Source organism: Segatella copri (assembly GCF_003465495.1).
GTDB classification, from domain to species: domain Bacteria; phylum Bacteroidota; class Bacteroidia; order Bacteroidales; family Bacteroidaceae; genus Prevotella; species Prevotella copri_G.
This window is the reverse complement of record NZ_QSAV01000008.1, coordinates 1-13742: the sequence shown is the minus strand read 5'-3', so window position 1 is coordinate 13742 and position 13742 is coordinate 1. Positions and strand designations below refer to the sequence as shown.

The 13742-nt window shown below is 44.6% G+C and carries 6 protein-coding genes; 4 read left to right on the top strand and 2 right to left on the bottom strand.

The features are described from left to right. Window positions 1–211 precede the first annotated feature (211 nt). Window positions 212–3943 (top strand): glycosyl hydrolase family 95 catalytic domain-containing protein, encoded by a 3732-nt coding sequence (locus tag DWV53_RS03540; RefSeq protein WP_181992400.1) that lies wholly within the window; start codon window positions 212–214, stop codon window positions 3941–3943. A gap of 272 nt (window positions 3944–4215) precedes the next feature. Here DWV53_RS03540 and DWV53_RS03535 read toward each other — a convergent pair whose 3' ends face one another. Further along, window positions 4216–5073: an enoyl-ACP reductase FabI gene (locus DWV53_RS03535; RefSeq protein ID WP_006848080.1), complete on the bottom strand. Its 858-nt coding sequence runs from the start codon at window positions 5071–5073 to the stop codon at window positions 4216–4218. Between the two features lie 761 nt (window positions 5074–5834). On the opposite strand from DWV53_RS03535, the gene DWV53_RS03530 reads away from it, so the two are divergent. Both DWV53_RS03530 and DWV53_RS03525 read left to right on the top strand, forming a co-directional pair. Continuing rightward, window positions 5835–8903: a SusC/RagA family TonB-linked outer membrane protein gene (locus DWV53_RS03530; protein WP_118151676.1), complete on the top strand. Its 3069-nt coding sequence runs from the start codon at window positions 5835–5837 to the stop codon at window positions 8901–8903. Between the two features lie 21 nt (window positions 8904–8924). Further along, window positions 8925–10460: a RagB/SusD family nutrient uptake outer membrane protein gene (locus tag DWV53_RS03525; protein WP_118151674.1), complete on the top strand. Its 1536-nt coding sequence runs from the start codon at window positions 8925–8927 to the stop codon at window positions 10458–10460. Window positions 10461–10585: 125 nt separating this feature from the next. Here DWV53_RS03525 and DWV53_RS03520 read toward each other — a convergent pair whose 3' ends face one another. Then, window positions 10586–11839, bottom strand: a complete 1254-nt coding sequence (locus DWV53_RS03520) for an ATP-binding protein (RefSeq protein WP_118151672.1) — start codon at window positions 11837–11839, stop codon at window positions 10586–10588. Window positions 11840–12662: 823 nt separating this feature from the next. Between DWV53_RS03520 and DWV53_RS03510 the strand changes: the two genes are divergently transcribed. Beyond that, window positions 12663–13742, top strand: a 1080-nt coding sequence (locus tag DWV53_RS03510; protein ID WP_147468728.1) for a site-specific integrase, incomplete at its 3' end; no start/stop codon positions are given.

Here is a 13742-nt window from a genome sequence, read left to right as displayed (position 1 = left end):
CATGTGCGAGCAGGGAATGCGCTCCCTTATTGCGCCTTAGTATTAATAGGCATACTGCAAGAAATGGGGATAAACATATTATGGATATAGGTAGAAAAAACAAAAAAAGAAGATTGTGAACCCAGAAAAAACGATTATCCACCCCACTCACACACAAATTTAATACCTTTGCACCGAAAATTTAACATAAACTATATAAATCAAAAAAACAATGATTGCAAAAACGACAAACCAGTTGCGTCTATTGGCGACAATGCTCTTGGCACTCTTCGCCATCGGCACTTATGCCACAGAAACGCAGCAAACGACCGTAGCCTCGTGGGTATTCTCCGAGGGATGGGACGCAGAGAGTAGCGGAAGCGTCATTACCTACACCCCAGACGGCAGTGGGTGGAAGCAGTTGGCGAACACCGCATGGAAAACCAAGCAACCGGTGTTTCTGCCAAACACCTGCTCAGGAGTGCAAAAAGACTACCAGCTGAAACTCAAGACGAGCGACGGCAAGTGGGAGGTGAAGATGAGCAAGGATTCATACCTGCTCCGCATGAACACTGCGTCAACAGACAAGTTCACCGCACCTACCGACTACACCGACGGAACGCAGCACGACCAGTATTTTGAGGCAAGCTTCCCTACGACAAACCTCAACAACGTGAACATCAACTTTGCCATCGGCGACGGCTCAAGCAGTTCGACACACTTTGGAGTAGTTTACTCCGTTGACGGAGGACAGACCTGGAGCGTGCTATCCGAATACGTGAGCGGAAGCCACTGGAACAAGTATGTGGACGGTAAGTACAGCCTTGATGCCAACAACAAGGAGAAGGTAATTGTGCGACTCCTCGTGACAAGCGCGACAAAGACGAGCAACTACAACCTGAAATACTTCAAGGTGCTTGCCGATGACAATGAGGGTCCTGTACTTAAGAGTACACGTCCTGCCGACGGAGCCTCAGACGTGGCAACAAGCGGAAAGATATACCTCTCATACGACGAGAGCGTAAGTTTGGGAAACGGCGTGCTTGGCAAGCTCACAAATACTGCAACGAACAAGACGGAAGAACTGTCACCTGTAGTGTCGGCAAACGAACTACGCTTTGCATACGAGAAGCTTGACCGCAGCGCCAACTACACCTTTGAGTTGCCTGGCAACTCCGTATCCGACCTTGCGGGAAACATGAACGCCAATGCCGTGAAACTCTCTTTCACCACGGCTGACACCGACCCCATCCAGGCCCCAATAATCGAAAGCAAAAACCACCTTTGGTATAACCGCCCGGCAAAATACTGGGAAGAGGCACTGCCTCTAGGCAACGGTCGTCTCGGAGTGATGCACTCCGGAAGCGTGGCTTGCGATACGCTCCAGCTCAACGAAGACACTTTCTGGGATCAAGGTCCTAACACTAACTACAATGCAAATGCCCACAGCGTATTAAAAGAGGTACAGCAAGGCATATTCAACAAAGACTACGCATCCGTGCAGAACCTCGCCGTTACAAACTGGATGTCGCAAGGCTCACACGGTGCGAGCTACAGGGCTGGAGGCGTAGTACTACTTGGATTCCCAGGCCAACGCTACGACTATGACGAGCCTGCACAGACGGATGGTGCCACCGATGCAGAAGGATACGTGCGCTATCTCGACATGAACACAGCTACGAGCAACGTGGACTATCACGTGAACGGTGTGGGCTATAAGCGCACGGTATTTACATCGTTCAAGGACAACGTCACCGTGGTGCGCCTTGAGGCCGACCAAAGCGGCAAACTGAACTTCAACGTTTGCTACTCTGGCTGCAACAAGTCGAACATCGAGAAGGTCACATCCAACACCTTGTTCGACGAGAACACTATCAAAGCGACAATGGGACCGGCACGCAAACAGTGCGAGAACGTTGACAACGTGCTCAACCTCTGCACTTACATACGCATTGCCGACTGCGACGGAACGATAACAAACGGCAAGACCACCGTCTACAAGCAAGGTACAGCAGATGCTGCCGTAGACGCTCCGCAACTTGTGGTAAACGACGCTACACATGCAACAATAATCATCTCGCAAGCCACGAACTTCAAGAAATACAATGATGTCAGCGGAGATGCCAGTGCTGCAGCCCTCGCCTACCTCACCAACTATGAGAATGCGAACAAGGACTATGCCACTACGCTTGCCGACCACGAGAGTGCCTACAAGGAGCAGTTTGACCGCGTAGACCTCACCATCGCCGGCAATGCCACTCAAGAGGCAAAGGACACAGAGCAGCGCATAAAGGAATACCATAAGACTTCCGACCCACAGCTTGCGGCAAACTACTTCCAGTTTGGCCGTTACCTGCTCATCTCCTCATCACAACCTGGTACACAGCCTGCCAACCTGCAGGGTATATGGAACCCCGACGCTCGTCAGTATCCGGCATGGGACTCTAAATACACAAGTAACATCAACGTGGAGATGAACTACTGGCCGGCAGAGGTGACAAACCTTGCCGAATGTCATGAGCCTTTCGTGGAAATGGTGAAGGACGTCAGCGTGACAGGCGCCGAGACTGCACAAAAGATGTATGGCGCACGTGGATGGGCTTTGCACCACAACACCGACATCTGGCGCACTACTGGTGCCGTGGACAACGGAACAGTAGGCGTATGGCCTACCTGCAACGCTTGGTTCTGCTCACACCTCTGGGAACGCTATCTGTTCTCTGGCGACAAGAAATATCTTGAGGATGTGTATCCCGTGATGAAAGGTGCCGCAGAGTTCTTCCAGGATTTCCTTGTGAAAGACCCGAACACTGGCTACATGGTTGTATGCCCGAGCAACTCTCCCGAAAACCATCCAGGCATTGGCACATACACAAAAAATGACGGTTCCACTGCTAACATCGCCCTCTTCGGTGGTGTGGCAATGGACAACGAGATGGTTTACGACCTTCTGAAGAACACCGCACTGGCAGCACGTGCACTCGGCAAGGATGCTGATTTCGCTGACGAGCTTGACAACCTGAAGGCTCAACTCACGCCATGGAGGATTGGTCAGTACGGACAGGTGCAGGAATGGCAGGAGGACTGGGACCGTGAGACCACATCTCATCGCCACCTGTCCCACCTCTGGGGCGCATACCCAGGCAACCAGGTTTCACCATACGAGAATCCTACGCTATATCAGGCTGTATACAAGAGTCTCGTTGGCCGTGGCGATGCAGCCCGTGGATGGTCAATGGGATGGAAGGAAGCGATGTGGGCACGTATGCTTGATGGCGACCACGCCATGACAATCCTCAAGAACCAACTCGTATTGCTCGACCCGAACGTGACGATTGCCGCTTCTGACGGTGGCTCATACGCCAATATGTTTGACGCACACCCACCATTCCAGATAGACGGAAACTTCGGTGCTACGGCTGCCATAGCAGAGATGCTCGTTCAGTCTCACGCAGGATTTCTACATCTCCTGCCTGCGCTGCCTACAGAATGGAAGCAGGAAGGCGAAGTAAAGGGTCTAAGGTCTCGTGGTGGATTTGTCGTCACAGACCTCAAATGGGCTGGCGGCAAAGTAGTTTCAGTGAAGGTAAAGTCGACAATCGGCGGCAACCTGCGCCTTCGCACCGCAACTCCGCTCACCCTTGCCGATGGCACGGCTCTCAATCCAGCCACTGGCAACAACAGCAACGCCCTGATGCAGCCATACAACATGCCGGCCCCAATTGTGAAGGACATGAGTAAGATTCCTGCCACGAATTTGGAGGAGACCCAGCTCTACGACATTCCTACAGTGGCTGGCGAGGAGATTACCCTCGTTGCCAACGGAGTTACCGGCATCAAGCCTGCGTATGCCAATGAGGGGACTGCTGCTTCTTCCACAGCAATCTACAACCTCAGTGGCCAGCGAGTGGCTGACTCTTACCATGGCATCGTGATAAGCAAAGGAAAGAAATACACCAAATAAGGCTCTTGAGATAAAGGAAAGAACAAGAGTCACACAATAAGGAACGAAGGGGATTTGCCTAATACTATGGCAAACCCCCTTCTTTCTCTTTCCATCCGTTGTTACAGAGTATTATACATATTTAGAAGGCAGGGAGCCGTATTCTTCTTTGAAGAACTTGGCGAATTGCTTGGGCGACAAAGTTAAGGGTGTGTCACGTGATGCGACACACCCTCTTATTGTTTTTATAGCTTATGAGTTCTAGCTGTTTTCCGTAACGGTGAATTTGTTGATTATCCGTAGATAACATTACCGTTCTCATCCTCATAAGGAGCCATATCCTTAGCATACTGGTTCATGGCACGGAGGCTCATACCCATTGATGAGAAACCACCATCGTGGAAGAGGTTCTGCATGGTTACCTTGCGGGTGAAGTCAGAGAACATCATCACGCAGTAGTTAGCGCAATCCTCAGCTACGGCGTTTCCGAGTGGAGACATCTTGTCGGCGAAGTCCATCATGTTCTCGATATCCTTGATACCCTTACCTGCTGTTGTAGCTGTAGGGCTCTGAGAGATGGTATTGATACGCACGTGCTTCTCACGACCATAAATGTAACCGAAGCTGCGGGCGATACTTTCGAGCATGCTCTTGGCATCAGCCATATCGTTGTAACCGAAGAATGTACGCTGAGAAGCTACGTATGTGAGAGCTACTACAGAACCCCACTCGTTGATAGCATCCAACTTCTTGGCTACCTGCAACATCTTGTGGAAAGAGATAGCAGAGATGTCCAATGTCTTGTTCAGGAAGTTGTAGTCGAGGTCATCGTATGTACGATGCTTGCGAACGTTAGGGCTCATAGCTACAGAGTGGAGCACGAAGTCGATTTTGCCACCGAGTTTCTCCTGAGCCTCTGTGAATACCTTTTCCAAGTCTTCTACGCTAGTCGCATCAGCTGCGATGATAGGAGCGTTGATCTGTTCAGCGAGCTTATCCAGCGTACCCATACGCAAAGCCATAGCTGTATTACTAAGTGCGATAGTAGCACCCTCTTCAGCAGCCTTTACAGCTACTTTCCAAGCGATTGATTCCTCATTGAGTGCACCGAAGATGATGCCACGCTTGCCTTTTAACAAATTGTGAGTCATTGTTATCTTAATACTTTTGTTTATACTAACGACAATCCCCTACATATATCATTCTCTATATATATAATAAGGTGTAAAACCACTTTGTTTTGTTCTAGTCGTTGAAATCGTGCGCAAAATTACGAAAAATGTGCAATATACCCAAATTTTTTAACTAAAAAGTGCCGTAAACGTTTTCTTTTTTGTGGTATGTCAAGTATTTCGCTCCCTGCAGTCAGTATGATATTCTATTTATTCTTTGCAGATAATAAGTCTGAAACAGATATATCTTATGCTTATAGATAACGTATCTGTTGGTCTGAGGAATTAGATTTGTAGGGTTCCTGACATATGCCAACAAGGTTCCTGACATATGTCAACAATGTTCCTGACATATGCCAAACGAGTTATTGACATATGTCAGCAACCTTGCTGGCATATGCCGGCAACCGAACGGAACTAATTGTTAGAACCGATGAATCGTAGAACTGTGACAATTTAATCTATTTGTTCTACGTATTTAAGCAATACGTCTTACCCGGCAGATGCCTGTATAGATAACTTAAGAACCTTCTTATTTCTGTTCTTACAAATTATAGCCTTATTGCTGCAAAAATATCCTTTTTGTTGCAATATGACAAGGTAGAAGTGTTAAAAACAGACTTTTTTATGTGCGTTATTAAATTTTTCTTTCAAAATATTTGCAAATATCCGAAAAAAAATCTAATTTTGCAGCCGATTATTATAAATTTATAAATTATTATCTAATAAAGAGAGAGATTATGTTTAAAAGAATCGCTTTATTTGTGGGGGGGGCAATTCTCAGTTGTGGAGTAGCCTTTGCCCAAACATCCGTTACCGGTAAGGTAGTAGCTTCAGAGGATGGTGAGCCTGTTATTGGCGCATCAATCAAAGTAGCTGGTACTAATACGGGTACTGTTACGGACGTCGATGGAAACTTCAGTTTGAATGTTCCAGCCGGCTCCAAGTTGGAGATTACCTATATAGGTATGAATCCACAAACTGTTAAAGCAAGTTCTAACATGAAGATTGCTTTGACTTCTGACAACAAAACCTTGGATGAGGTGATTGTTACAGGTTATGGTAACTTCAAGAAATCCTCATTTACAGGTGCTGCTGCTTCCATGTCAACAGCTAAGTTGAGTGATGTTCCTTCACTTTCTGTTGAAGATAAGCTTTCTGGTAATATCCCAGGAGTTTCTATTTCTTCTTTCTCTGGCCAGCCAGGTGCAATGAACTATATCCGTATTCGTGGTATGGGTTCTATCAATGCAGGTAATGATCCATTGATTGTGATTGATGGTACTCCTGTGAACTCTGGTAACTTGAGTGGTTTCAATGATGGTTCCACACAAGTTGGTTACAATGGTTCTGGTACCAATGCACTTTCTACATTGAACAGCAACGATATCGAATCTATCACTGTTATCAAGGATGCTGCCGCAGCCTCTTTGTATGGTTCTCGTGCAGCCAATGGTGTGCTTGTCATTACAACCAAGAGTGGTAGTGCAGGTAAGACCCAGGTTGATTTCCGTAGCGACTGGGGATTCTCTAACATGGCTATCAACTATCGTCCAACGTTGGATGGTGATTCTCGTCGTGCCTTGATTTATCAAGGCTTGAAGAACTATGCTTTTGATAATATTGATGGTACTACTGATGCCTCTGCTGCAGCTTTTGCTGATCAAAATATTGATGATTATGCAGCAAAACCAGAGAATGGTTGGGCAAACTGGCGTGATGCGCTTTTCAAAAATGGTTCTAGCCAGAACTATCAGGCAAGTGTAACTGGTGGTAATGATAAGACCAAGTTCTATGCATCTTTGTCATATGCAAATCAGAATGGTATTGTTGACCGTTCAGGCTTGGAACGTATGACAGGTAATGTAAACGTTTCCCATCGTTTTGGTAAGTTCAAGTTGGATGCTAGCACAATGATTTCATCTATGCATCAGAACTCTGCCATGGATGGTGGCGCTTCTTATGCTGGTGCCGTCTCAAGTGCAGTATGGTTCCTCGGCCCTTCTAATGCTATCTATGACAAGAATGGTAATTTGCTGACAGAGACAGATGGTGCTTATAACAATGGTTATAACCCTATTTATGAGAACCAGCACATGTCAGATAAAACCAATACGACACGTTCTTACAGCACCTTGGCTCTCGAATGGAACATTTGGGACAACTTGAAGTTGCGTGAGAAGGTAGCTTACGACTACATCAACTCTACAGAGGATGTGCTTTGGGATAAGTACTGTGGCAATGGCTCTGGCTCAAATGGTGTGATGCAGCGTACTTACAATGAGTGGACAACCATGAACACTCAGACACAGTTGACATACAATAAGTCTTTTGGTGCCCACAATGTGGATGCTTTGCTTGGGTTCGAGACAGAGGCATGGCATAACAACAACTCATACGCTTCCGGTACAGACTACCCTGGCAACTTGTATGAGTTCGCTAACTCTGGCGATACCTCTATGCAGAGTTACAAGTATGACTCAAAGATGACTTCTTTCTTGGGTCGTGTCAACTACAACTATAACGATTTGTATTATGCTGGTGTAAGCTATCGTCGTGATGGTAGTTCTCGTATGGCACGTGAGAATCGTTGGGGTTCGTTCTGGTCTGTATCTGGTGCTTGGCGCTTTGGTGCAGAAAAGTTCATGGATTCTATCAAGGATATATTGAGCGATGGTAAGATTCGTGTATCTTATGGTGTGAACGGAACTCTTCCATCTGGCTTGTATAGTTACATGAACCTTTATAAGTATGGTGAGTACTACAATGGTAGCAATGGTATGGGTATCATTGGTGTAGCCAACAAGGACTTGAAGTGGGAGCAGAACAAGGCTTGGAACTTTGGTCTTGACTTGACATTCCTCAACCGTATCTCTGTAACATTGGATTACTACGTTCGTAATACATCCAATTTGATTATGAACCGTCCTATCTCTATGATTCCAGGTTACTATGATGAATCTTCTCTGTTGGCTACCATGGCTCAGAATGTAGGTTCTATGCGTAACCAAGGTATTGAGGTGACCATTTCTTCTACCAACATTCAGAAGAAGGACTTCCTTTGGACTACTTCTCTGAACTTTGGTCATAACTCCAACAAGGTAACAGAGTTGACTGGTGATGATGACAAGATTATCAGCGGTGCCATGATTCATCAGGTAGGTAAGCCTTACTATTCTTACTATATGTATGAGTATGCAGGTGTTGACCCTGAGACAGGTTTGGAGAGCTATTACATCAATGATGGAACTGAGAATGCTCGCAAGACCACTACTAATGTAGCTGAGGCAAACAAGACTATTGTTGGTCATCATGAGCCAACACTTGAGGGCGGTTTGTCTAACTTCATCAAGTGGAAGTTTATCGACTTCAACTTTACTTTGACCTATAAGTTGGGCGGTGACTCTTACGATTATGCTACTTGGTTGCACGATAATGGTGGTACATACGCCCTCTATGGAGCAATCCCTTCTTACTATAAGTTGGAGGATATGTGGCAGAAGCCAGGCGATAATGCTAAGTTGCCTAAGTTCCAGGCTGGTTATGGTAAGCGTGTGTTGTCTTCTCGTTGGTTGATGCCTAACGATTATCTTCGCTTGAAGAACCTTACCTTAGGTTTCTCAGCACCAAAGGAGTGGATCAGCAACCTCGGCTTGAGCAAGGCTCGTGTATATTTCTCTGCCAACAACTTGTTGACCTGGAAGTCTAAAGATCTTTATGTTGATCCAGAGACACCAGCGGATGGCTTGTGTACATTCGAAATGCCAGCTTTGAGAACTTATACATTTGGTATCGAACTTAGTTTCTAATTTATAAAAGAACGAAATACAATGAAAGTATTAAAATCAATATATAAGGTAATGGGCTGCGCTATTTTGGCAGCCAGCCTGTCATCTTGCGTCAATGATTGGTTGGACGTAGCTCCTTCTGATGGTACAGATGCAGATGCAGCCTTGACCAGCAGTTCAGACTTGGCTGCTGCGAGAACGGGTATGTACAAGGCTTTGAAGGGAAACAGCAGCTTGGTAGATTACTATGGTCAGCAATTCTTCGTTTATGGTGATGTTCATGCAGGTGATGATTATCAGTATAATAATCTTGGTGGTTCTAACCGTGCAAGTTTCTACTATGACATGACCTATCAGACAGCATCTGAGTTTAGCTCAAGTACTTCTTCCAGTAACGTAGCTTGGAAATCACCATATATTGTTATTGGCCGTGCTAATCGTATCATCGCTGCTGCAGAAGGTGGTGCTTTGAGCGATGCAGCAGAGGCTAAGGCTACTATCGACCAGTATGCGGCAGAGGCAAAGGTACTCCGTGCCCTTGCTCATTTTGACCTTGTTCGTATCTATGGTAAGCCATATACAGAGGATCAGGGTGCATCTCTTGGTGTACCATTGGTAACAGGAGTGCTGGAGTCTAATGCAAAACCTGCTCGTAGCACTGTTGCTGAGGTTTACACCCAAGTAGTGAAGGATTTGACTGAGGCTATCAGCTCTAATGCTCTTGCTACAGAGACAGAACCAGGTTATGTAAGCGTTTGGGGAGCAAAGGCAATCCTTTCTCGTGTTTATTTGAATATGGGTGATTATGCTAACGCCTTGTCTGTTGCTGAGGATATTATCAAGAATTCTGGCGCAGCGTTGTGGACTCGTGACCAATACTTCAAAGCATGGGATGCTTCAACTCCTAATGAAAGTGAGTTCTTGTTCCGTCTCAATGTGGCAGGTTCTACAGACAACAATGACTTGAATGGTATCGGTAACCTCCAGCAGCGTGAAGGCTACAAGGAAATGGTTGCTACTAAGAAGTTTGTTGACATGCTTACTTCAGACCCAAAAGATGTTCGTAACGATATGTTCTTGCCTGCAACTGCAGCCAAAGAGGTGGCAACTTATGGTACCAACAAGGTATATCTGAACAAGTTGCGTGGTCAAGGTGATAATCTTCGTAATGTTACTATCGTTCCAATTATCCGTCTTTCTGAGGTTTACTTGACAGCTGCAGAGTGTGCATTTAGAAATAATGACAAGACTAAGGCTGTAGAGTATCTGAATGATTTGGTAAAGAATCGTACCACAACAGTGGCTTCTTTGGCAACTGTTGATAACATCACTCTCGACCGCATCTTGATTGAGCGTCGTAAGGAGTTGATTGGCGAGGGACAGCGTTACTTTGATGCTTTGCGTAATAACGAGACTATCACCCGTTATACAAGTGAAGCTGATAAGGGTTGGCACAAGACATTGAGCAAGGAAGCTCAGTCTTTCAACCGTGATTACTTCAAGGCTATTGCTGCCATTCCGCAGGAAGAGATCAACGCCAACCCTAACATCAAGCAGAATACGGGTTACGGTGAGTAATCGCTGTGATGGAATATTTTAATAAGATAATATTTTTAATCAACGATATAGGAATGCCATGAGTGGCATTTTCTATAAATCTCTCGGGAGAGGCTGGCTGTGAAGCTCGCCTCTCTTTTTCGATTTTAGATGTTCAAACTGTCTGGATTCATCAAGAAATCATAAATGTTCATGGTAAGGATACCTTCCTCGTTCTGGTAAGTTGGAGTGGGCGTTTCTACGATGACGATTTTCTTGAAACTGTCTTTTATGCGCAAAAGAGAGTTGAACTCTTGTTTCATTTTGTCTTCTGTTGGCAAGGCATATGCAGACTGTATGTAGCATCTCTTATAGCCCAGATTGCAAACGAAATCGACTTCTAGTGTACTGCGTTGCCGCTTACCATCCTCTCCAATCGTAAAAATTGGTATTTGTCCCACATCAACAGAATAGCCTCTAAGACGCAATTCATTGTATATTGCGTTTTCCAAGAGATGTGTAAATTCTGTCTGGCGAAAATTAAGTCTGGCGTTACGTAACCCTAAGTCTGTGAAGTAATATTTTGATGGTGTGTCAATGTATTTCTTGCCTTTGATGTCAAATCTGATGGATTTCTCGATGATAAAAGCATCTTGCATCAAGTCTAGATAGTTCTTGATGGTATCTTTTGAAAGACTGCTTTGTTTGACAGATTTGAAGCAATTTTCCAACTTTGTTGGATTGGTTAGGCTGCCAATATTTGAGGCGACCAAGTTGATTAGCTCTTCCAAATCGTCATCTTTCTTTATTTCATATCGTTCCTTGATGTCACGGATATAGGTATGAGTAAAAAGGTTCTTGAGGTACTCTACTTTTCGCTCAATTTCATCCATTGTGACCACTTGTGGAAGTCCACCATAGGTGAGATATTCATTCAATAAATCTTCACGATTACCTTCTTTTGCAGACATAAACTCTTGAAAGCTTAAAGGCGTGATACGTATTTCGTCGCCTCGTCCTCTGAACTCTGTAATTACATCTTTAGAAAGGAATTTTGCATTGCTACCTGTTACATAAACGTCTGCATTTGTGATTTTGAGATAGCTATTGAGTACATCCTCAAACTCTGCCACCAACTGTACTTCATCAAGGAGGATGTAATATTGTTGAGAGTCTGTCATCCTTGAATCTATATAGTTCAACAAAGCATCAGGATTTCTTAGAGCGGCATTACGGCGGTCTTCCATATCAACCTTGATAATATGCAGTTCATCTACTCCTTGTTCTAAGAGATAGTTATGAAATAAGGTGAAGAGAAGGTATGATTTGCCACATCGGCGCATTCCTGTTATTACCTTTATCATGCCATTACCCTTGCGGGCAATGATTCTGTTTAAGTGAATATTACGTTTTATCTCCATGTTGTTCGATTTTTTTGTGATTTGTCACACTTTTGCCGAGTGCAAAGTTAGGAATATTATATGTAATCACCAAATATTATTCGATTTTTTTGTGATAAATCACACTTTTGACGAATACAGGGGTAAGAATGCTGGCTGTAAAGCTCGCTTCTTTCCAAGAAAAAAAGAGGGTGTGTCATAAGTCTGGATAATAGTTGGTGTATAACAGTTGGCTACCGCATGCACAACAGGTGTTGTGCATGCGCATATCAGCTGTTATGCAAGCGCACAACAGCTGTTGTGCGACCGAAGATACTGACTGTCTCGACAACATATCCTATCTCTTCCAACAACTTATTCTGTCTCTTCCAACAACATATCCTATCTCTTTCAACAAATAGAAGAGGGTGAATCATAAACTTATGACACATCCTCTATATTTTTAGGTCATAAATGCAGGTTTGGCATGGCGTAAACTATGACTTATTCCGGAGGAAAGTACATATAAAAAGTGTTTGAGAGAAGAATGAGGAAAGTTTACTGGTTATCAGTTACTTTCCTCATTTTGGTTAAAAGTGGCGAGGACAGACGAAGACGGGAATACGACAAGTTGAGACAGAGGAACGTTACCTATCCGTAACCTACACCCCAAATGGGGAATGTTGAGGTTTGGAAGAATGAGGAAGGTTACGAATTGAATTTGAATACTCTGATTTATAGTGAGTTACTGATGAGTAACGTAAGATTTTTGATTACGAACCAAATTTGCCGTGTTCTGCCGTGAAATGCGTAGCAAGAAAAGACTCTTCATGTATTAATTTTGAACGCAAAAAAGAATGACGTTATGAAGAGTACATTTTCAATTATCTTCTACCTCAAAAGACAGGTAGTAAAGAAAGATGGTACTGTTCCAGTTATGGGACGTATCACAGTGGACGGAACACAGGCGCAGTTCAGTTGCAAGACAACTGCCAATCCTGATTTGTGGGACACCAAGGGTGGACGCATGATAGGTAAGAGTATGCAGGCTTTGGAAGTGAACCGCAAATTGGACAAGATGCGTGTGAGTATCAGCAAGCATTATCAGGAGATTATGGACAGGGATAACTTCGTCACTGCCGACAAGGTGAAGAACGCCTTTCTTGGCTTGGAGTATCGTTGCCATACACTGATGAAAGTCTATTCCCAAAGCCGTGATGAAATGGAAAAGCAATATAAGGCTGGCATGAAATCTTTGAGTACATACACGAAGTATAGAATCGGGTGTGCCTATGTGGGCGAGTTCTTGCAGGCGCATTACCATGTGAAGGATATTGCTCTGAAAGAGTTATCGCTGCCTTTTATCACAGACTACGAGACTTTTCTCAGAACCGACAAGCACTTGAAGATAAACTCTGCGATGGTGTTTGTCCGCAATCTCCGTGCAATGGTATTCCGTGCCATAGATAATGAATGGCTCGTAAAAGACCCATTCAGACGATATGAGTACAAGGAAGAAGAGACCACAAGAGAGTTTCTGAGCAAAGAAGAGATTCACCTGTTGATGGAAACACCTATCACAAGAAAGAAGATGAGTATGGTGCGTGACTTGTTCCTGTTCTGTTGTTTTACAGGTCTCGCTTTCATTGATCTGTACAACTTGAAGGAAGAGAACATCAAGGAATTTTTCGATGAAGGTGAATGGATTGTTATCCATCGACAGAAGACAGGAACGGAAGCCAACATCAAGTTGCTTGATTATCCCAAGCAGATTATGGAAAAATACCGTGGATTGTGTGAAGACGGCAGGGTGTTTCCTGTACCCAACTACCAAAGTTGTATGGATTCGCTCAAAAGACTGGGAAAGAAATGTGGTATCACCAAGCCGCTATCCTGGCACATGAGGAGTCACAGTAAATTCTTTTATTTATTGAATATCAGCGAG